The organism is Paenibacillus sp. FSL H8-0048, from assembly GCF_038002825.1.
Lineage (GTDB): Bacteria > Bacillota > Bacilli > Paenibacillales > Paenibacillaceae > Paenibacillus_AQ.
Map to the genome: position 1 here is coordinate 1332156 of NZ_JBBODF010000001.1, position 21887 is coordinate 1354042.

18 protein-coding genes are annotated in these 21887 nt (G+C 53.4%); 5 read left to right on the top strand and 13 right to left on the bottom strand.

The features are described 5' to 3' along the window. Positions 1 to 85: 85 nt before the first annotated feature. Together NSU18_RS05865 and NSU18_RS05870 are read right to left on the bottom strand one after the other, a co-directional pair. Entirely contained in the window at positions 86 to 286 is a 201-nt protein-coding gene (locus NSU18_RS05865) for a DUF2188 domain-containing protein (RefSeq protein ID WP_341148506.1), read from the bottom strand. A 79-nt stretch (positions 287 to 365) separates the two neighbouring features. Further along, the gene (locus NSU18_RS05870; protein ID WP_036729316.1) at positions 366 to 965 is read right to left on the bottom strand and encodes a nitroreductase family protein; all 600 of its coding nucleotides are present in this window, start codon (positions 963 to 965) and stop codon (positions 366 to 368) included. 277 nt (positions 966 to 1242) lie between these two features. Between NSU18_RS05870 and NSU18_RS05875 the strand changes: the two genes are divergently transcribed. Continuing rightward, on the top strand, positions 1243 to 2658 hold the full coding sequence (locus NSU18_RS05875) for a metallophosphoesterase (protein WP_341148507.1): 1416 nt from the start codon (positions 1243 to 1245) through the stop codon (positions 2656 to 2658). A gap of 49 nt (positions 2659 to 2707) precedes the next feature. Here the strand turns inward: NSU18_RS05875 and NSU18_RS05880 are convergent, their stop codons facing one another. From NSU18_RS05880 to NSU18_RS05925, 10 genes are all read right to left on the bottom strand, one after another. Then, on the bottom strand, positions 2708 to 3637 hold the full coding sequence (locus NSU18_RS05880) for a phosphotransferase (protein WP_341150989.1): 930 nt from the start codon (positions 3635 to 3637) through the stop codon (positions 2708 to 2710). Positions 3638 to 3964: 327 nt separating this feature from the next. Then, positions 3965 to 5179 carry a chromate transporter gene (locus NSU18_RS05885; RefSeq protein ID WP_341148508.1) on the bottom strand — a complete coding sequence of 405 codons (1215 nt, stop codon included), beginning with the start codon at positions 5177 to 5179 and terminating at the stop codon, positions 3965 to 3967. Positions 5180 to 5350: 171 nt separating this feature from the next. Beyond that, positions 5351 to 6859 carry a copper amine oxidase N-terminal domain-containing protein gene (locus tag NSU18_RS05890; RefSeq protein ID WP_341148509.1) on the bottom strand — a complete coding sequence of 503 codons (1509 nt, stop codon included), beginning with the start codon at positions 6857 to 6859 and terminating at the stop codon, positions 5351 to 5353. Between the two features lie 92 nt (positions 6860 to 6951). Further along, entirely contained in the window at positions 6952 to 7620 is a 669-nt protein-coding gene (locus NSU18_RS05895; protein ID WP_341148510.1) for a TraX family protein, read from the bottom strand. Positions 7621 to 7858: 238 nt separating this feature from the next. Beyond that, complete coding sequence (gene mmsB / locus NSU18_RS05900; RefSeq protein ID WP_341021249.1) at positions 7859 to 9022, bottom strand: multiple monosaccharide ABC transporter permease; 1164 nt, start codon at positions 9020 to 9022, stop codon at positions 7859 to 7861. A gap of 6 nt (positions 9023 to 9028) precedes the next feature. Then, positions 9029 to 10558: a multiple monosaccharide ABC transporter ATP-binding protein gene (gene mmsA / locus NSU18_RS05905; protein ID WP_341148511.1), complete on the bottom strand. Its 1530-nt coding sequence runs from the start codon at positions 10556 to 10558 to the stop codon at positions 9029 to 9031. 104 nt (positions 10559 to 10662) lie between these two features. Beyond that, on the bottom strand, positions 10663 to 11772 hold the full coding sequence (gene chvE, locus NSU18_RS05910) for a multiple monosaccharide ABC transporter substrate-binding protein (protein ID WP_341148512.1): 1110 nt from the start codon (positions 11770 to 11772) through the stop codon (positions 10663 to 10665). A gap of 194 nt (positions 11773 to 11966) precedes the next feature. Then, on the bottom strand, positions 11967 to 13196 hold the full coding sequence (locus NSU18_RS05915) for a response regulator (RefSeq protein ID WP_341148513.1): 1230 nt from the start codon (positions 13194 to 13196) through the stop codon (positions 11967 to 11969). A gap of 22 nt (positions 13197 to 13218) precedes the next feature. After that, positions 13219 to 15084, bottom strand: a complete 1866-nt coding sequence (locus NSU18_RS05920) for a cache domain-containing sensor histidine kinase (protein ID WP_341148514.1) — start codon at positions 15082 to 15084, stop codon at positions 13219 to 13221. 21 nt (positions 15085 to 15105) lie between these two features. Then, positions 15106 to 16119 carry a substrate-binding domain-containing protein gene (locus NSU18_RS05925; RefSeq protein ID WP_341150990.1) on the bottom strand — a complete coding sequence of 338 codons (1014 nt, stop codon included), beginning with the start codon at positions 16117 to 16119 and terminating at the stop codon, positions 15106 to 15108. A gap of 217 nt (positions 16120 to 16336) precedes the next feature. Here NSU18_RS05925 and NSU18_RS05930 point away from each other — a divergent pair, with 217 nt between their 5' ends. From NSU18_RS05930 to NSU18_RS05945, 4 genes are all read left to right on the top strand, one after another. Next, on the top strand, positions 16337 to 16525 hold the full coding sequence (locus tag NSU18_RS05930; RefSeq protein WP_341148515.1) for a hypothetical protein: 189 nt from the start codon (positions 16337 to 16339) through the stop codon (positions 16523 to 16525). A 143-nt stretch (positions 16526 to 16668) separates the two neighbouring features. Beyond that, positions 16669 to 17583: a helix-turn-helix transcriptional regulator gene (locus tag NSU18_RS05935; protein WP_341148516.1), complete on the top strand. Its 915-nt coding sequence runs from the start codon at positions 16669 to 16671 to the stop codon at positions 17581 to 17583. Then, a complete protein-coding gene (locus tag NSU18_RS05940; protein ID WP_341148517.1) occupies positions 17580 to 18587 on the top strand; it encodes a hypothetical protein in 1008 nt (335 codons plus the stop codon). Before NSU18_RS05935 ends, NSU18_RS05940 begins: the two co-directional genes overlap by 4 nt. Beyond that, positions 18584 to 19585: a hypothetical protein gene (locus NSU18_RS05945; protein WP_341148518.1), complete on the top strand. Its 1002-nt coding sequence runs from the start codon at positions 18584 to 18586 to the stop codon at positions 19583 to 19585. The genes NSU18_RS05940 and NSU18_RS05945 overlap by 4 nt, the downstream gene beginning before the upstream one ends. A 15-nt stretch (positions 19586 to 19600) precedes the next feature. On the opposite strand, the gene NSU18_RS05950 is transcribed toward NSU18_RS05945, so the two are convergent. Further along, entirely contained in the window at positions 19601 to 21304 is a 1704-nt protein-coding gene (locus NSU18_RS05950) for an LTA synthase family protein (RefSeq protein WP_341148519.1), read from the bottom strand. Positions 21305 to 21887 lie beyond the last annotated feature (583 nt).

Here is a 21887-nt window from a genome sequence, read left to right on the forward strand (position 1 = left end):
ATGCAAAGAGGACAGACGGATACCCGCCTGTCCTCTTTGCATGTGTTCGTATAGAAGCCTGGTCAACGCCGGCCTGGCCTGGCTGCTAATGCCCTTTTTTACGGATCTGCTTATCGCGATTCTCGCCCCACTCTTTGGCCTGTGCTGTGGCGGTGGCGATGGCGATGGCCGGCCCCTCCTCATATCCGTCCTCCAGCAGCGCATTCGCAATCTCCACCGCTTTGTTGCGTACAGGCGCAGTGAAGTTCTTCAGTGAATCCGGATAGTTCTCCTTATTCCATGGCATGACAAAAACCTCCTTGTTCGGGCTATATTCATACTTAGCCGGATCAGGGAGGTTCTAAACTGCTTACCGCAGGAATTGCTTACTTAATGACCTTCACGCGTTCTTCAATCGGCTGGAATTCCTTCTCGCCTGGAGGAGTCAGGATGTTACCGAATGGCATCTGGGCAATCAGCTTCCAGTCTGCAGCAATACCGAAGGTCTCCTTCACTTCATCGTCGATCAGCGGGTTATAGTGTTGAAGGGAGGCTCCCAGACCTTCTTCGGCAAAAGCAGTCCATACTACATATTGCAGAATCCCGGAGGACTGGTTGGACCAGATTGGGAAGTTCTCAGCATACAGGGCAAAGTTCTCCTGCAGGTGCTTCACCACTGCCTGATCTTCGTAGAAGAGTACAGTGCCGTAGCCGGCTTTGAAGGAGGACAGCTTCTGAGCCGTGCCTTCGAATTGTTCAGTAGGAACGATCTTACGCAGGGTTTCTGCTGTAATATCCCACAGCTTATCATGTTGTTCGCCCAGCAAAACTACAGCTCTGGAGCTTTGGGAGTTGAAGGAAGTTGGGCTATGTAGAACAGCCTCTTCTACAATCTTCTGAATTTGTTCATCAGAGATTGGGGATTCTTTGCTGATGGCGTATATGGAACGTCTGCCTTTTACCGCTTCAAAAAAAGTCTTAGACATAAAATAACTACCTCCATTTAATTAAGTAACTTACTTTTTTTAATCATAACACTATTCCGGTCTGAATACAACACATCATTCACAACTTTTTCCTGTACCAGCCCTTTATTTGTATATCCGCTCTTAGTCTCGCAGAATTGCGTTCATTTATGCACCTTCCACTATTTTCTATAAGCTATTCTGGAGGTTTAGAAACAACGGCTAACATATCGTATATACAATCCGGTCATAAATAAGCTACAATGATTCAGCTAAAATACAGAAAGAAGGTTAAGCTATGCGCGTCCCGCTTCATAACCGCACAACTCATACGGTGAAGCTCACCTTAATGCTGCTGCTCTCTTCCATCCTCATTCTCAGCGGGTGTGAAGACTCCGCTTCTTCTGCCTTGAACGCTGTTCCGGCAGCCGCCGGGGCTGTGACCCCTGCTGCAGAACCCGGAGAACCTGTATCGTTCTGGGTCGCCACCGATACGCATTATCTGGACAAAGCCCTGGAGGACGGCGGTCAGGCCTTCCAGACCTATGTCACAGGCGGCGACGGCAAAATGCTTCCGTACAGCGATGAGCTGACCGAAGCTCTGGTCCGGGATGTGGAACAGAACAAGCCGGCCTTCCTCATTCTGAGCGGCGACCTTACCAATAACGGGGAAGCGGGCAGCCATAAGGAGCTGGCGGCGAAGCTGCACCGGATGGAGGCTGCGGGGACCCGCGTCTACGTGACTCCAGGCAACCATGATATCAACAACCCCTGGGCCAGATCGTTCGACGGTGACAGGCAGGTCGTTGCCAAGCATATCAATGTAGAGGATTTCCTGCGCATCTATGACGATTTCGGATATAACGAGGCGGTCTCGCGGGATGCGGACAGCTTAAGCTATGTGGTGAAGGCCGCACCCGGCCTGTGGCTGCTGATGATTGACAGTGCGCAGTATGCACATAACGAAGAATATAATTTTCCGCAGACTGACGGCCGCCTTCTGCCCTCCACCCTTGCCTGGATTGACGATAATGTGAAGCTGGCCGCAGGGGAGCATGCGTCTGTGATTACCGTGATGCATCATAATCTGTTGAGCCATACCTCCATGGCCGTATCCGGGTTCAAGCTTAATAACAGCCAGGAGACGCTGAAGGCTTTTCGCCGGGAAGGGTTAAATCTGGTATTATCCGGGCATATTCATATGCAGGATATCCGCCGCGATCCTCCGGAAGCCTCGATAGATCCGGCCTTGCCTGTCTATGATATTGCAACAAGCGCCATGGCGGTGAATCCGCACCAGTACGGCAGAATGACCTTCGATCCCGCTTCACGGGCTGTGACCTACCGCACCGCTCAAGTCGATGTTGACGGCTGGGCCAAGGCCAACCATAAGACCGATCCGCACCTGCTGAACTTCAAAGCATATGCGGAGCAGATTTTCACAAAAAATTCGTATGACAAAGCGATGAGCCGGCTGAAGGAGAGCAGCTTCACAGAAGCGCAGAAGCAGTCGATGGCTGAGGTGATGTCGAAGCTGAACGTGAAGTATTTTGCCGGGAACGCTGCTGATTCGCTGGAGGAGATCCGGGCGATGCCGGGATTCAAGCTGTGGGAGAGTATGGAGGGCGGCTTCATGTCCGGATATATCCGCAGTATGGCGGAGCACGCAGAAGAGAGCAATACCTCGCTGGAGATGGTTCTGACTACTCAGTAGCAAAGAAAGCCTCCCTTCCGGTATACGAAAGAGAGGCTTTGTTCCAGGCTTATGCTTCTATGAACTGGAGCGCACAATCCGTATGATGATCGGCTATTCCTTGTGCGAGCTGCTGGTCAGGGAAGCCTCTGTGAACTAACTTCAACCCGCCTGAGATTAATGAGAGATGATGATGGAATTTATAGAATAACTTCCGGTTCTCATCGAGCTGAACATCGTTCAGATAGCGGTAGTGCTCCCCAAAACGCATTTCGAGGAAACTGTGCTCGTGTTCAATATCATAGAATTCGGCTCCTTCAATATCAATCAGGCAAGGCTCCAGCTGATCCGTTACGATCACATGATTGGGTCCAAGCTCCCCGTGAATGAATCCGTAGCTGTTCCGGGGTACTATTTTGGACTCCAGGCTGTATAACATGTCGAGCAGCTTCCCTTGATTCTTGCGGATCGCTTCCACATGCTCTGCAGCGTAAGTTAGCTGTTCGATCCCATTATATAATTGAAGCAAATGACATTGTATGTTGTTAGGCGCAGTCTGATCCGTTTTACCGTAGGTTCTGCTCTGAATCCTGTGCATGGCGTGAATCATCTCCCCCACCTGCTGGAAGACCTTATCCTGAACCTTGCGGTCGGTATGCCTGAAATACCCCTCGGCATCTTGTCCGGCTACATATTCAACCAGCGCATAATCAAAATCATACCGGTCTCTGTCCTTATTCAGATCATAGAGTATTGGTGTGCGGACCGCATGCTCTATCAAGAACCTGTTATTGCTCGCAAATAATTCACTCCCGTAGGACTCAGCATGCAGGTTATGATTAACGATTTCTTCCTGAAAATAATTCATGGTCAGGTCCCACACGTACAGAATACAGGAGAACCCATTGGTGCAGTCGAGCTTATAGACCACCTTCTGGGCACCGCCCTCCATCCTGCTGACCTTTACGACAGTATAATCCGTGCCTAAGACCTTCTCCACATACTCCTGCAACGCAGCAGCCTCCAGATGACAATGAAATTTCAAGTAACCACACTCCACTTCTTCTTGTATTGCCGGCTACTCCACTCTATTCCATTCCCGGAAAAAAATATAGACTGTTTCTTTGCGTTCTGTTATTATGTTGAATTAGGTCTTGAAAAAAATCGGTGTACGATTAATCCTCATTTTACTCCCTCTAGATCGCATCCCTACGTAATTTTCGCATACATTTGACTCGTCGACTTTCATATCAACACAAAGTACCCGGTTTTTAACATATATTTGCCCACGCATCTTCGTGCTTCCCCGTTGTATTCACTTTCCCGCCTATCCTATACCGATCATCATTCCACCCGCCGCACCGGCCACCACAACCAGCCAAGGCGGCAGCTTCCAGAAGACCAGCATTACGAGCAGAATGATCGCCAAGGCAAAGTCCAGCGGCGCAAGGATAGCTGTCGTCCACAGGGGATCGTACCAGGCAGCAAGCAGAATGCCGACCACAGCGGCATTGATTCCGGTTAAGGCTCCTTGAATCCGTGGGCTCCTTCTTAAGCTGTTCCAAAAAGGCAGTGCGCCTGCAACCAGCAGGAAGGCTGGCAGGAAAATCGCAAGCGTGGCCAGGGCGGCCCCGGGCACACCGGCGGTCATTGCCCCAAGATAGGCTGCAAAAGTGAACAACGGACCCGGTACAGCCTGCGTCACACCGTATCCCGCCAGGAAGTCGGCTTGGCTCACCCAGCCGTTAGGAACGACTTCTTGTTCCAGCAGCGGGAGCACGACATGTCCTCCGCCAAACACCAAAGCACCGGAACGATAAAAGCTGTCAAATATCGCTATTCCTCCAGTCTCAGCCGTCCCTCTAAGGAACGGGAGTACTATCAGCAGTAAGCCGAACAATGCCAAACAAACGAAGCCAGACGACCGGCGGATAGGGACTGGAGGATTCGTCAGGTTCTCCGCAGAACTGTGGCGGTACAGCCATAGCCCGGCTATGCCAGCTGCAGCAATCGTTAGAATCTGACTGTAGCTGGTCTGCCATGATAATGTAACAACTGCCGCTATAACCGCGATGGTTACTCTTTCCCGGTCCGGAGTCAGCTTCTGACCCATGCCAAGGATGGCCTGGGCAACAATCGCTACAGCTACGATCTTCAGTCCGTGAATCCAGCCGGCACCGGCAATATCATAGCCCTGCAGCAGGAAGGCGAAGGCGACCAGCACCAGGACAGAGGGCAAAGTGAAGCCCAGCCAAGCCACTAACCCGCCCAGCCAGCCTGCCCGTACCATTCCGATGCCAATCCCCACCTGACTGCTCGCGGGACCCGGAAGGAACTGGCAGAGCGCAACCAGATCTGCATAGCTTCGTTCATCCATCCATTTCCGGCGGCGGATATATTCATTGTGGAAATAACCCAGATGGGCGACAGGGCCACCGAAGGAGGTAAGACCCAGTTTGGCCGATACTAGCAGGATCTCAAGTAACGCTCCGGCCTCCCCCTTCCGCTGTTCTCCCGGTACCGCCTGCTTCTCTGCTTGCATACTATTGCTCCCTTGACCTTAGAATGTTAACCTCATTCCAGATTATCATCCGCGTTCAAGCATTGGATAAAAGGTGCAGCCGTGTTCTGTAAATGTTCTGTAAAAAAGCACAAAAAACCGGAACCGCCTGATTGCTCAGGGGTCCCGGCTTCTTGACTGGAACGGTACTTCTTACGGACGTTCGATCCAGATATAGCCGTCATCATCCACTTCAACCGTAGCATGCAGGCCTTCAGCCAATACACGCAGCGGCACATTAGCATCTCCGTACTCATCTACGAATACTGCTAATGGAAGCTTCACGGTCTTGCCGGCTATTTGCGCCTGTGCGGAACCGATTTTGAATACGAGCTGATCGCCGTATACATCGTCGGTAACCTTAATGGACTTGTTAGGCCCATCCCACTCTACCTTGGCATCCATATCCTCTGCAACATAGCGCAGTGGTACATAGGTAGTACCGTTCTTCACAACCGGATAATAATAATCGTCATCCGGTGCGATCATCAGGCTCTTGGAGGTAATTGCCATCTCCTCTTTGAGCAGCTTATAGACGGATGAATTAGAATCGAAGCTTCTCAGCGTTTCGCCTGGCGTAAGATCACCCTTGGAGTAATCAATTGCGCCTGTCGTGCTGATCGGATCAGCCGTTACCGGACCGTTCACATTCCAAGTCTCATTCGTCAGCTTCATGTTGATGCTCTGCAGCGGCAGATCTTCACTGGCCGGAAGGGCAACATTGAAGTCGATGTTCTGTTTGCGGACATGGAAGCCGCTATCCACGAAGATATCCGCGCTCAGCTTCGTATCCTTGCCGAGAACAGTCTTGAGTTCAGGAGTTGTCTCATAGAGGTTCTCCAGCTGCTTGTCATAGACCAGCAGGAGAGCATCCACAGCCAGCTTGGCTGCATCATGTACTACAGTGACTACTCCTTCTTTGTCCTCCAGCGGAATATCGCCCAGACCGATACTGTTCAGATCTTCAGCTTTGTCTTTGATGAGCGGATACATATAATCATAGAGACCGCTGATCAGGGCGGTGAAGCCTTCGGTATCCTTAGACACAGATCTCAGGAAGCTCTTCAGCAATACTGGCAGCTCTTCCCCTGTAATTTCCGTATGTAGCTTCGTCAAGCTGGTTGGCTGGCCGTATACGGATTCATTTACTGATGTCACTGTGATCGCACCCGGGTTCGGAAGATTCTTGATCACAAACTGGGAGGCCAGCTTGGTGAATTCCAAAGTTTTGGCTGGATCGGTTACTTCCAGGCCAAGCAGCATTTCATTGCTCTGAAGCGGCATGTAGAACGGCTGCTTCGCGCCTTCAGCGGTGAAGACCAGGTTCTTCTGGTCGGTGAAGAGGGAGAACGGAATCTTGAACTCCTTGTAACCCACAACTCCCGTAGCCGAGACATTGCCGTTATCCTGAACCTTCACATGACCAAGCGTAAGCGATAAGGAATTAATAAGATCAACAACTTCGCGGTCCTCTGCGGTGATGCCTGCAGCAGGAATAGCGCTCAGGGTCATCGTAGTGCTTGATTCAGAGGATTTGACATCCACATCCCCCAGCAGTGCCTTATTGACATCGAAGCCGCCAACGCTCTGGCAGCCTGACAGAATCAGCAGCAGGGCGAGAATCGGCACCAGCCATTTGGTTCTTGCTTTCATTTTCTTCATAGCATGTCTCCTCTAGCTCATAATTTGGCAACGTACCCATCATCTCAGAGGAGCATCAATTTGTAAATACAGCACCTGGAAATGATGAACCCTCATACGCTAAATAAACTCCGCCATTCTATAAATACCCATTCTTTGAAAAAGAGAAACTTTACCATGGCAAGGATTGCTAAATGGGCCGGATAAAAGCTCCACCAGACCCAGCGCGGCAGACGTCTCTTCTCCAGCAGCACCCAAAAACCCGGGGTCAGCGCGATCAGAACGGTCGGAATAATGCTGGCCATCTGCACCAGCCAATTATAATAGAACAGATAGAATACATTCAGCGCCAAATGCGCCAGCACGAGCACATAAGAACGGGTATACCGGAAAATCAGCACCAGCAGCAGTCCGTAGGCATTGTAGTCAAGCGGCAGCGCATCCATCAGCAGCACAGCGGCTACCACTACTGGAATACCCGCCCACAGATTGGGCAGCTTATCAAGCAGGGCAAGGATCAGCGCTGAGAGGAGCAGGGTGAAGACGACGTTCCAGCCTCCCGGATGAATCGCCAGATTGTACGGAATTTGCGCCAGCACAGAGATCACAAACAGCCGCCGCAGATAGCGGGGTCTGGAGGAGGTATGAATATAGCCTTGCGCCAGCGCGTAGCAGTAGATCGGGAAGGCAATTCTCCCCACATATCTCCAGGCAAGCTCCCCCGGGAAAAAGATCAGCCCAACATGGTCAATCAGCATGGTCAGCATGGCAATAATCTGCATCTGTAGCCTCCTGTTACTATTCATGAAATATAAAACACCTTAGGTGCTATTATCCATGCTAGAGGCACCTGCTGCAAGCTGCGCGGGAAGACTTGAACGCCAAATAACCCCACAAAGTGGGGCTTTAGCGTAGGTGATGACTCAGGTACTTTGCGGGGACCCCAAAACATATAAATTCTGGCGAACAAGCCGGAGCCGCCCCATCTGGAGCAGTCCCGGCCTGAATCTGTATCCTATATCAGGCTGTCTTCGACTTGTTATAGATATCAAAGCCTACGGCAAGCAGGAGCACCAGTCCCTTGATTCCCTGCTGCCAGTCTACGCCGAGGCCGACAAGCGACATGCCGTTGTTCATGACACCCATGACCAGACCGCCGATAATGGCACCGACCACGGTTCCGATTCCCCCGGACGCGGAGGCTCCGCCGATGAAGCAGGCAGCGATAGCGTCCAGCTCGAAGTTCGTACCAGCCTTAGGGGTAGCTGAGTTCAGGCGTGCCGCGAAGACCAGACCGGACAGGGCAGCGAGTACACCCATGTTGACGAATACCCAGAAGGTCACCCGTTTGGTTTTGACGCCGGAGAGGCTTGCCGCCTTCTCATTGCCGCCCAGGGCATAGATATGCCGCCCCATGGTCATGTGGTTCATGACGAAGGAGTAGATCACGATCAGCACCATCAGAATCACAAGGATATTAGGAATCCCGTTATATTGTGCCAGAACATAGGTGAACAGGTTGATGACGATCACCAGCGCAGCGGCCTTGGCAACGGACATCCAGACCGGAGATTGCTCGAAGCCGTACTTCACCGTGATCCGTCGGCTGCGGATTTCCTGATAGATCACCAGCAGCGACAGCAGAACGCCGATGATCAGAGTCAGCATATTCAGCGAACCCACGCTTGCGACATCGGGAATGAAGCCAGAGCTGATCTTCTGAAAAGCCTTAGGAAACGGTGCAATCGACTGCCCGTTCAGCACAATCATCGTCAGACCGCGGAACAGCAGCATGCCCGCCAAGGTAACGATGAACGCCGGGATTTTGACATAAGCGACCCAGAAGCCCTGCCAGGCTCCGACCAGCGCACCCATCAGCAGCGAGATGACTACCGCCAGTACCGGATTCAGCTCCATATCCACCATCATAATGGCCGACAGGGCCCCGATGAAGGCAGCTACCGAGCCGACCGAGAGGTCGATATGCCCAGTGATGATTACCAGCACCATCCCGATAGCCAGCACCAGGATGTAGCTGTTCTGCAGAATCAGGTTGGTCACGTTCAGCGGCTTCAGCAGAATGCCGTCCGTCAGAATTTGAAAGAACACCGAAATAAAGATCAAGGCAATGATCATGCCGTATTGGCGGATATTTTTTTTGAACAGTTCACTAATAGCTCCCATGCGGTGTTACCCCCTGCTTCGTGTCATGAATTTCATCAAAAGCTCCTGCGTGGCGTCCTTCCGCTCCACTTCCCCGCTGATCCGCCCCTCGCACATGGTGTAGATCCGGTCGCACATCCCGATAATTTCCGGCAGCTCGGAAGAAATGACCAGCACACCCTTCCCCTCTGCGGCCAGACTGTTGATAATGGAATAAATCTCATATTTCGCTCCAACATCAATGCCCCGGGTAGGCTCATCGAGGATCAGAACATCCGGCTGGGCGTAGATCCATTTGCTGAGCACCACCTTTTGCTGGTTGCCGCCGCTGAGATTCACGGTTTTTTGCAGGATGCTGGGGGTCTTGATGTTCAGCTTCTTGCGGTATTCCTCTGCGACCAGCACTTCCTCGTTCTCATTAATGACACCGTGACGGGAAAGCTTCTTCAGGCTGCTGAGCGAGATGTTCCGCTTGATATCATCGATCAGGATCAGGCCGTAATGCTTGCGGTCCTCGGTCACGTAGGCTAACCCGTTCTCAATCGCCTGACTGATGTTATTCAGGTGCACTTCCTTGCCGTGCATAAAAGTCTGGCCGCTGATCCGCTTGCCATATGACTTGCCGAACACACTCATCGCCAGCTCCGTACGCCCTGCGCCCATGAGCCCGGCAATACCGACTACCTCTCCGCGCCGGATGTGGAGATTGATCTGATCCAGCATTTTGCGGTCCGCCTGTGTCTCGTGATAGACATTCCAGTCGCGGATCTCGAAGATCGTCTCGCCTAGGTTAGGTGTCCGCTCAGGGTAACGGTTCGTCAGATCGCGCCCGACCATGCCTTTGATAATGACATCCTCGGTAACGGCATCCTGCTTCATATCCAGGGTTTTAATGGTCTGTCCATCCCGCAGAATCGTGACGGAATCCGCTATCTTCTCGATTTCGTTCAATTTGTGGGAAATGATAATCGAGGAGATCCCCTGCTTCTTCAGCTCCAGAATGAGGAGCAGCAGATTCTCGCTATCATCCTCATTCAGCGCCGCTGTCGGTTCGTCGAGAATGAGCAGCTTCACTTCTTTGGAGAGCGCCTTCGCGATCTCTACAAGCTGCTGCTTGCCGACACCGATGGTAGAGACTCCCGTAAACGGCGATTCCTTGAGGCCGACGGTATTTAGCAGCGCCTTAGTTTTGACCGTCGTTTCGTTCCAGTTGATCACCCCGCGTCTGGCCTGTTCATTGCCGAGGAAGATGTTCTCCGAAATCGACAAATACGGAATCAGCGCCAGCTCCTGATGGATAATGACGATCCCCAGGCCCTCACTGTCCTTGATATCCTTGAACTGGCATACCTGTCCCTGGTATAAAATATCCCCTTCATACGTCCCGTGCGGATACACGCCGCTAAGTACCTTCATCAGCGTGGACTTGCCTGCCCCGTTCTCTCCGCAAAGGGCATGGATCTCGCCTGCCTTCACCTGAAGATTGACGCCGGAGAGCGCTTTGACGCCGGGGAATGTCTTGGTAATGCCCTTCATCTCCAAAATAATTTCACTCAAGTGCCTCTCACCCAGCTTTCCTTGTGACTGTGCAGCGGTTCTCCGGCGGCGCTCCTTGCACTTCACGGCTGCCGCCGGTACCCGCTAGACCTGCGCTATGACGGCTATTGTCCCAGCTGTTCCTTGGTATAGTACCCCCCGTCTACCAGCACTTTATCCACGTTGCCTGCATCCACAGAGACCGGCTCCAGCAGGTAGGACGGGACGATTTTGACACCATTGTCGTAGGTAGTGGTATCGTTGACTTCGGCTTCGGTTCCCTTGAGTACACTCTCGGTCATCTCCACCGCCTTCTTAGCCAGCTCGCGGGTATCCTTGAATACCGTCTGCGTCTGTTCTCCGGCCAAAATGGACTTCACGGAAGCCAGCTCGGCGTCCTGTCCGGTAACTACCGGAAGCTTCTTGTCGCCGGAGCCGTAGCCCACACCCTTGAGCGAAGACAGGATACCGATGCTGATGCCATCGTATGGAGACAAGACGGCGTCCAGATTATCGCTTGCATAGTTCGCACTCAGCAGGTTATCCATCCGTGACTGGGCGGCGGCACCGTCCCAGCGCAGCGTAGCTACCTTATCCATTGTAAGCTGCTTGCTGCGGACCACCAGCTTGCCGGAATCGATGTACGGCTTCAGAATCGACATGGCGCCATCGAAGAAGAAATAGGCATTGTTGTCATCCGGCGATCCGCCGAACAGCTCGATGTTGAATGGGCCCTTGCCGTCCTTCAGGCCAAGCTTCTCCTCAATGTAGGAGCCCTGCAGCACGCCCACCTTGAAATTATCGAAGGTCGCATAGTAGTCTACGAATTCACTTTTTTTGATTAGACGGTCATAGGCGATGACCTTAACGTTGGCGTCATGTGCCTTCTGGAGCACATCCGTCAGCGCCTCGTCGTCAATTGAAGCGATTACAATGGCGTTCACGCCTTTGGTGATCATGTTCTCAATCTGCGACACCTGGTTCTCGACAACATCCTCTGCATATTGCAGATCCGTCCCGTAGCCCAGCTTCTCGAACTCCTTGACCATGTTGTTGCCGTCATTCACCCAGCGCTCTGAAGATTTCGTCGGCATCGCAATGCCCACCTTGCCCTTGGATGTATCCCCGCCGCCGGAAGAGCTGCCGGCATTGCTGGATGAATTACCGCTGTTTCCGCATGCAGACAAGATGAGTACCAGTGTTAGCAGAAGCGTGATCATTGAATATCTTTTCATTCCTGCACTACCCCCTGAACTATTCTGATGTCTTCCACGGTGTTCCCGTGTGACAAATCGAGTATAGCAACCGGGAGCAGGTACCGTATTTACACTGAGGCTACTGTTTTTGTGAAAATATAACTTACGTGCATCTGAAGTAGCGTATCCCGCAAAAAAACACCTGTAGCCGATTGACCACAGGCGCTTGATTGCTAGTCTCGCTTGCTCTCACCACGTACCTCAGCCTGCACCCCTTTACGGAACTGCAACGGAGCCACACCGGTCTGCTTCTTGAAGGCGGTACTGAAATAATGCTGGGTCTCATAGCCGGACTGCTCCGCCACCTCGTTAATGCTGAGGTCGGTTGAATGCAGAAGCTGGGCGGCCCGGCGGATACGGGTCTGGGTCAGATACGTGCCGAAGGATTCGCCCAGCTCCTGCTTGAACAGGCGGCTCAGATAGACCGGCGAGGCTTGAAGCAGGCCCGCTGTGGCTTCCAGGGTAAGTCCATATTCGCCGTAATGCTCCTGTATATGCTGCTTGGCACGGCGGACGAGCGGGGACAGCGGCTGCTCCTTGACCAACGCCACCCGGCAGCTGCGGTAGGCGGCAGCCAGCTCAGTGATCTCTCCCAGGATCAGCCGGATGCCGACTTCAACGGCGATTTTGAGATGGCTGCGCACAGCCGCCTCCACTCCGGCCAGGATGCGCTCACCGGCGGCATCCCAGAGCAGGACAACAATCAGTCCGGCGGCGTCCCGGAACATCACCTTGGGATACGGGTCCAGCAGTTCGGTAGTGATATTCTCAATGGCGAACAGGAAGAGCTGCCGCTCCTTCTCCTTCATCGCCGGCTGCCGGCCCTCCCACCTCCAGCGGATGATGCCGATCAGCTCCGGCCGCTGCGGCGGGAGCTTGAGGAATTGCAGCTGCTCCCTGATCTCCGCCTGGCTGAGATTGCCGTCCAGCCATTCCTGGCAGAAGCGCTCGCGCAGCAGCGGGAAGTTCTTCATCAGCTGCCGGGAGGCCTGCTCCAGATGCTGGCTCTGCTGCCGCTCGGACTCCAGCTCATCGCGGACGCCCCGCAGCACCTGCATCAATTGTTTCGGCTCCGCGGGCTTGAGAATATAATCATTCACCTGCAGCCGGATCGACTCCTGTGCATACGCGAATTCATCGTGGCCGGTGATTACAATAATCTTGCAGCCGGGCAGCGCTTCCCGCAGCCGCTTCATCAGCTCCATGCCATGCATAATCGGCATGTTCAGATCGACCAGGGCGATATGAATGGCGTGCTCCACGGCCAGCTCCAGCGCCTCCTCCCCGTCTTCTGCCTCTGCGGCAACCTCCATACCGAGGCTATCCCAGTCCACGCATTGCCGGATGCCTTCCCGGATAATGCGCTCATCATCGGCAATGATTACTTTCCATTTGTCCATCATGTACAGATCATCCTCCTCTATCCTAATGCTTCTCCGGGTAATTCTCACGAACAACCGGGTGACGTACGGTTACAAGTGTCCCCTGCCCCTGCCCGCTCTCAATCTGGATGCCGTACGGCACTCCGTAGGTCAGCCTGATCCGCGCCTGCACATTCAATATGCCATAGCCGCTTCCTGCGCTGCCTGTTCCAGCCATTTCCGCCTCTGTACGCTCTAATTCTTCCGTAACTACCGCTTCAAGCCGCCGCCTGAGCTCCTTCAGCTTATCTTCAGACATCCCAGCGCCGTCATCGCGTACGGTAAGGTACAGGTCATTATCCCGTTCCACAACAGCTATGGAGAGGTGTCCGGGGCCGCGGCGCTCCTTGATGCCGTGATAGATCGCATTCTCCACCATCGGCTGCAGCAGCAGCTTAAGCACATACAGCTCCTGTAAGTGCGGCTCCACTTCAATGGAATAGGTCAGCTTGGTGCTGTAACGGACATACTGAATTTTCAGGTAGCTGACGATATGCTCCAGCTCATCGGAGAGCGGTATGATATCGCTCCCTTTGCTTAAGCCCAGCCGGAACAGCCTGGAGAGGGACTGGACCACCTCGGCGATATCCTCCGCTCCCTTGCTGCGGGCCATCCAGTGAATCGTATCCAGGGTATTGTACAGAAAATGCGGCTTGATATGCGCCTGAAGACTGCGCAGCTCCGCCTCACGCTTTTGCCGCGCCTGAAGCTCGGTCAGGGATAGCAGCCGGCCAATCTGGGCCAGCATCGTATTGAAGCTGCGGCCGAGCAGCCCGATCTCATCGGAACGGCTGCCCCAGTAGCGGATCGTCAGATCGCCGGACTGCGCCTTGCTCATGAAGGAGGCCAGTTGCCCGATAGGACGGGAGATCGAATAGGCCAGATAGAACGAGGCGGTCATGCCCAGCATACAGACCACAAAGACAAAGGTGACAACATTGAACGTAATCTCGCGGATTCCATAAGCCGACTCATCCATCGGGAACACGCCCATCGTGGTCCAGCCGGTAAACGGCGAGGTCCGGTAGATCAGCTGAAGCTTACGCCCGTCTACCGTCTCCGAGGTAATGCCCGAGGACTCGGTGAACAAACCTGCCGGAATAGTACGCATCAAAGGGTGCTGCGGCGCGTAAATCATCTCTCCGCGATTATCCACCACCGTCAGATATCCCGTCTTGCCGAGCGTGACATCTCTGGCCGTCTCCGCGATTACCCGCAGCTTCAGATCCACCAGCACCACGCCCTGCACCACCTGCGTCTCAGGATTCACAATGGCCCGAACGGCCGAGACCACCTCGCTCTCTTTATAGTCCACATGGGACCTGACCGCACGGCCATACGGATGCCCGACAATCAGGAAGATCCCCTTATTCTCAGCAGCCTGCTTGTACCAGGTCTCCTCCGTCAGCCTTGTACCGGAACGGGTATACATCTCATTGCTGATGAAACCGCCTTCACGGTTAACCAGCATAATGCCGGCAATCTCGGAGCTCAGCGTAGTGAAGCCCTGCAGGAATTTGCGGATATTGTATTCCGCCGATTCCCCGTTGCCTGCGGCGGGGTCCGGCTGTGCCGGAACCGTCGTCTCTCCCTTCAGGAACTTCTGGACGCCCGGATCGAACGAGATCAGGTATGTGATTTTCTGCAGATTCTCTACATCACTCTCTATGGCCGTATTCACCTTGCGGATGAGCTGCATCGTGTTCTCGGTGCTCTGCTCTTCCACGATCCGGTCCACCGTCCAGCCAATCAACAGCCCCAGTCCAATGGAAGGCAGAATGCTAATCAGCAAAAAGTGAATAATCAGCTTATAGCGGATAGGCATATTATTCAGCTTCAGCTTCTCCATCGTCACGCCGGACTTGCGCATCACAGGCTCCCCCTCTGCCGCCTATTTGGCATAATAATTGTCCACATTCTGCCGCGTGACCACATCAATTCCGGTATCTACAGAATCAGGGACAGGCAGGGGCTTGTTGTTGGCATAGGCTTCAGGATCAGCCTCCAAATCACGGTGCAGATGGAACAGCTCGGTCAGCGACCAATACCCCATATTCCAGGTGCCCTGAGCCATGGTTGCGGCAATCTTGCCTTCCTTCACCAGATCGAGTGTGCCCTTATCCGTATCGAAGCTGATAATCTGCGGAACCGGTCCCCTGCCCGGGGCGGCATCCACGGCTTCCGCGACCCCGATGCCTCCATTACTTTCTGTGGCAAAAATCCCGGCCAGCTGCGGATACCACACCAGCAGCTGCTCGGCAGCCTCCCTGGACGCCACCTGATCTCCCCGCCCATCCTTCACCGCCACCAGCTTCATCTGCGGGTACTTGTTGCGGATTGTATTCGTGAAGCCGTCTGTCCGCTCCTGATGATTATGCTGATCCGGTGTGGTGATAATGGCGACCTCGCCCTTGCCGCCGGTCAGCTCGGCCATCTTGTCCGCCGCCTTCGTTCCGGCATTATAATTGTCCGTTCCCAGGAAGGAATACGCCTTGCTGCCCTCAGCGCCCGAATCAAACAGCACTACCGGAATGCCGCTCTCCACAGCCTTGTTGATCGTCGCTGTAAGCAGCTTGGAATTCACAGCCGAGATGGCAATTCCCGCCGGCTTCTTGGCGATGGTCTGCTCCAGCACCGTCATCTGTTCACTCGCGTTGTGCTGGGTGGAGCCGTGATACTCGACGGATACATTTAGCTCCTCTGCGGCGTCCTCGAAGCCCTTCAGCACGCTTTTCCAGTAATCAATGCCGATCTGGAACGTAACCATCACGTATTTGTCCTCAATATTGCCGCGCAGTCCGGTAGTCTCCCACGGGTCTGCCGCATTCCCCTGCTGCTTGTAATTCAGCACATAGAGCACAAATATGCCGATTAACAGCACGTAGACGAGCCCAAGCTTTTTCACATATGTAACCCCTTTCATAACGATGAATGCCGAAAGCCTTGGTTCCCCAGGTTCTTCCATCTATGTCCAATCTAGTCTACTGGCTTGGCAGCCGTTCCGTCAATTACGTTACTGGGCCTGTAGTTAAAAACTCGTTAGCTGATACGACATTTTATGTCGTACCGCTTGTTCTATACTGGACAGGTACCATCAATTCAATGAAAAGAGGATTACAAGAATGTCAAAAACCAAACGCGGACGGGTACTTTGGACCCTTCCATCCCGTGGACGCGGCACCTGCCCGGTCTGCGGGTCTACCCGAATTAAGCTGCTCTACACCAAAATAAAATCCGACGGCACCGCCCTAAAGGTCTGCAAGCGCTGTGATAAAGCTACGCAGGTTAGAGTGGACGCAGCAAGCCGGTAAAATGACGCAAGGATGCCCCCTGCTTTATGCTTTGTGCATGGATGCAGCACAGCATCCTTGTTTCTTGCCGGGAACGGTCGCACTGGCCTTACAAGTCATCACCAGCTATACTGGAGGCTTACAGAAAGGAGCGGAGCCATAGTATGAGCCATATTCACCGGATTCAGTGGTTTGACCAGCAGATCCGCCAGCTTGCTTATCCGAACAGCATTAAGCTGGCGGAGCAGTTCGAGATTTCCAGGCGCCAGGCGCAGCGGGATATTGAATACCTGACAGAATCCCTCCGGGCTCCGCTCCAGTATGTAGCGAAGCATCGCGGATATATATACGAGGATAATAGCTTTTTGCTGCCCCATCTGTACATTACGGACGAGGAACAACGGGTTCTTAAATATCTGGCTTACCGGTATAGCCACTATGATTATGAGAATGCCCAGAGTATCCGCAAGGTCGGGAGTCTGCTGGAGCGGTTCACGGAGCAGCCTCTTACGGATAGGGAGCTTAAGCTGCCAGTCTTTGAAGTGAATGCCCGCCGCATACAGATGATGGAGATGCTGGAGCAGGCGATCCTGGCCCGCAGAGTGGTCCATGTTCTCTACCGGAACGGGCAGGACACTCCGCAGGAGCTGTACCTCTGCCCCCAGCAGCTAAGCCGGCGGGTAGAGGAAGATTATCTCGTGGCCGCTGTGGAGGGAGATGGACGGAGTGAGTATTTCAGCCTGTTCGGCATCCGCCAGCTAACCCTGACCGGCAGGGTCTTCATACCTGGAGAGGATGGCCCTACGGCACCGGCAGAGCAGACCAGACCCTTGAAGCCATTTACGGCAAGAATCCGTATGAACGGAGTGCCTCAGGATAACTCTTGGGGTGGTTATCGGCTCCGCGCTGCCTCTGATGAGGTCTATGAGGTTGATTTTTATGATACCAGCGCGTTTATTGCCCATTTGCTCCAGGCCGAGTGGAATGCCCTCCTGTCCCCAAAATGGCTGAAGGACAAGCTCCGCAGCATCTGCGATGCAGCAGTGAGACGGCTGAATGAACAGGAGAATGAACAGTGAGCAAACGATCCAGCGTAATTCTTGACGTTCAGATGAAGCGCGAATCCAAATCTTTTACCGATGCGCTCTATGCTGTAGTAACTGCTGCCGGTTTATTCGAGGGTCCAAAATTCATGCTCTCCGGGCTAAGCGGCATGGCCTTCAAATTCACCGTACACGAGAAGCTCCTCCCATTGTCAGTTACGGCTTATGGGCAGTGGGGCATAGATCATAGTGCAGCCGTCGATAACCTCGGCATCTTCTTCCAATATGACGGCGGGAGAACCAGACATGCTTCGTTCGGGGAGTACCAACGGCTCGCCACTGACAATGTGAAGCAGAGTCTGGACTGCGGCCGGGCCTGTATCTACTGGATACCTGAATTCGGTGTGATTCATGGTTATGATGAGGACGACCGGGTATTCTATGTGCAGGATGGCTGGTCTGGCGAGACACAGGTTGTGCTGTATGATAACTTCGGCCTTAACTTCACGCCCTTCTGGTTTTGCCACTATGTGGGGGACGGGGTGAACATTCCGCTGAAAGATGCTGTGCTGGAGTCGCTGCGGCTTGCGCTGGGGGATTGGGATACGCCTTATAAAACACTGCCCGACTTAAGCATCGCTTCAGGCCGCCTCGCCTACAGTTTCCTGACCCGGGCGCTACAGCAGGGCGGGTTCGACAGTAACGGCGCTGTCTACATCCTTGAATCCTTCCAGACATCGCGGACCGAGATCTCTGCTTATCTGCGGAAGGTTCAGTCCGTATTACCGGGGCTGGAGGAGGTTCAGCGCTTGTATGCTGAGCTGGTGGAAGGGCTGAGGGATCCGCTCGCGGCTGCGATCTCAGAGAAGAACAGCGGCAAGCTGTTGAACCAGGAACAGCTTCCGTTCCTCTGCTCTGCTTTGAAGAAGGCTTTGGAGCTGGAGGAGCTGGCGATGCTACAGGTTGCAAAAATTTCTGGTCAGTACCCGGACCTCAAGCGGTCCACACTGCCAAGATGGGGGGTGCATACCGCACGATGAATAGCCAACATAGTATGCAAGCTTCAGGTGCGGCGGATCAGCCGCGTGTGCCGCTGGCTTCTTCTTTTGCCGATGCCATGCATCAGGTCCTGTCAGCCAAAGGCTGGTTTACGCTGTCGAAGCCGATGCTGGCCGGAATGACGGCCTTATGTTTCCGACTGTCCGTGCACAGGCAGCTTCACCGTGAGTCGCCAACAGCCTATAACTGGATGGCTGAGCACACAGTGGCTGCTGATCTGATCGGGATCGTTGCCTCACAGGCGGCCGGGTTTCATTTCATGCCTACGTTCCCGCTTTATCAGAAGCAGGCCATTGCTGCAATCCGCCAATCCCTTGAGCAGGGCACTGGGGTGGTCTGCTGGAAAGACCGTTTCGTAGTGATTAGCCGCTGTGATGATGAACAGAAGCTTTTCTATTACCAGGAAGAGGCTTCTGACCCGGAGCGGGAGCTGCCTTACGATCAATTCGGAAAGAATGAAACGCCATATTGGTACGGTCAGATCTATGAAGGCCAGATCCAAAAGGATCTGCTTCAGGTGATCCGAGAGTCCTTCATTCAGGCGGTGTACAAGGCAGAGGTTCATGATCCGATGCTGCCGGAAGCGCAATATGCCTGTGGCCTCAAAGCCTATGATGCTATGCTCGAAGCTTTGACGGACAAGACCTATGATGCTGCCGGAGCCTATGAGACGCTGTTCTTCTATGCAGGCATGAAACAAGATACGGCAGCCTACGCAAGGGAGGCCAGCTTATACTGGCCCGAACTCGAAGGCATTGCCGAACATTATACGGTTCTAGCCGCTGTCTATAATGAGCTTACAGACGCTCTTAACGGGAGGCCGGCGCAAGCTCCAGAGGCCCCATGTTCCATTGATGCTGAGAGTTTGCTGCCGCTCCTTCGGGAAGCCAAACGGATCGAGACCGCAGCGATCCAGTCCATCCGCCATCTGCTGCGGGAGCCGATCGAGAACCGCTTCCATGATGTGGGGCTGCGTTAAGCCCCGGCGGAGTGCTCAGAACATTAGAGACTCCGCGTATTTCTCCCCTTCCAGCAAATCATATTCGACCAGACGATAGTCATTCAGCAGCGCCTGCTGCTCCGGGGTTAGCTCCTTCAGAATTCCGGTATCCCCCGGCCCGATTAGCACCTTCTTGCTGAGTCCGGGAATTTCCGCCTGCACCTGATCCAGAAGCTTGTAGAAGGCTGGCAGAGGCTGCCCGGATAACCGGAAGACCGCGGGTCCGAGGAATGCCGGGCTAAGCGTACCAAGCGGCTCCTTCCCGATCTCAAAGTTAGCGAGTACTAACAGCTTCGTCTCATGCTTCAGCCTTGGCTCCTGATCCCAGCCTGCTGCGGTATAGATCCCGGCGCTAAGCGCGGGCAGATGATCTCCCCAGAATACCGCTATGGTTGGACGCTTTATCTTCAGCAGCTCCTGCTGGAGATAAGCCATGGCCTCGTCTGTCAGCTTGGTGTCCTGTACATAGGTTTCCAGCTCATCCTTCTGCTCCGCCAAGCCGCCCTCTACGGTGATAGTGTTCGGTCCGTTCACGCCCTTGACGAATGGAAAATGATTCTGCATCGTCACCAGGTGCAGGAATGCCGGGCCCGATGCCTCTTGAAGCTGCCGGACCGCCTCCTGTACAGCCGCCTTATCCGAGACATACCCCTCTGGGGTTAAGCGGTCAGCGTCCGGCAGATCCTTCTCACTTGTGAAGCGGTCGAAGCCCAGCACCGGATAGACACGGTTCCGGTTATAGAAGGTCTCATCGAACGGATGCAGCGCCAGTGCCTCATACCCTCTGTCCTTCAGAATACTGACAATCGAAGGCAGGGAGGACATTTTGACAATGCGCTGTTGATAAGGAATCGTTCCATCGCCCAGAAAATACATCGATAGCCCTGTCAGAGCTTCGAACTCCACATTAGCCGTATTGCCGCCGAATTCCGGGGACAGCAAATAACCGGACGGTGTCTGGCCCGCCACCCCATGGATGAATTTGAGCGGATCTTCACTAAGCGTATATCCGGGCAGCCGCGTAGGGTCGAAGAACGCCTCATTCATCATAAACAGAATGTTCGGCTGTTCCTCCGGCGCAGCCTCCACCTGCACATCCGGCAATGCCGAATACTTGGCAGCCACTGCTTCAACCGCTTCACGGCTGTAGCCCTCCGGCTTGTCCATCAGGCTCTGCCGCAGATTCCCCGCGAAAGCATATACGAATCCGTTCTGTGTATAATTCACCTTCTGATTCCAGAAGATATTCTGATAGCTCATTGCTGCAACCACAGGAGATTGACCGGTGACCAGCACCAGAAACCATGCGCTGAGCCCTACAGAGATTCCCGCCAGCGTCACGCGCAAGGACAATCTGATCCGGTTTTTCGGCAGCTTAATGATTGCAAGGACCAGGCCGGCAACCACCAGAGCTGCGGCCCCTATTGCAAGCGGAGAGATCATCCCGCTGGTGATTTTACTCATCTCACCGGCATTCTTCAGCAGCATCAGATCCCACGGAAACAGCGGTTCACCTCTTGTAGCCAGCTTCTGATCACTGGCAATCCCGAGCAGCACGAACAGCGACGAGACCACTGCCGGTCCCGCATACGCGTTCGGTACAATCACTGAGCTTAAGAGCAGGATGAAGAAAATAAACAGACTTCCAGTACAAAACAGCCAAGGATAAGCGCCGACCCACTTTAACGCATGAAGCACATCCATCCGAAATGAAGCAGCCTGCAAAAACAAATTCAACCCAAACCCTAAAACCAGCAAAATGATCAATAAATACATCAAACGCTTCGATGGCAATAACCGTGACAAGTTCATTCACTCCTAACTGTTAAAGGAGTAGTATACGCCTTTTAGCTTAAAACCGCCTTAAAATTCAGCATCCAATTGGGTATACCCTCTATTTTTCTCCTGTTCCACTAGGATTTGGGGAGGAAAAGTACGCTTGCTGGATACCCCCTCTTCAAAAAAAGCTATCGACGAAGTTGCTAAAGGATAACAAGTGGAAAAACGTATCTTAATATTCCTGATTTTACCGATTTTGTTGAAGCAGTTGGAAAAACTACATCTATTCAAGCGGGTTAGGCTCTTTTAAAGGAAATCCGGTTCAACAAATGCTATTTTTCCAACTGCTTCTCGATCAGCCTTCTTCCGCCCATCAGTAAGTGGATTTTTTCCAACTGTCTCCGCTTCTCAAAGCACTCAATAGTGCAATGAGCCCGCAGTCCGTCCCTCCCAGCAAAAAAGAGAGCAGCATCCAAACTTCAGACGCTGCTCTCTTCTATAT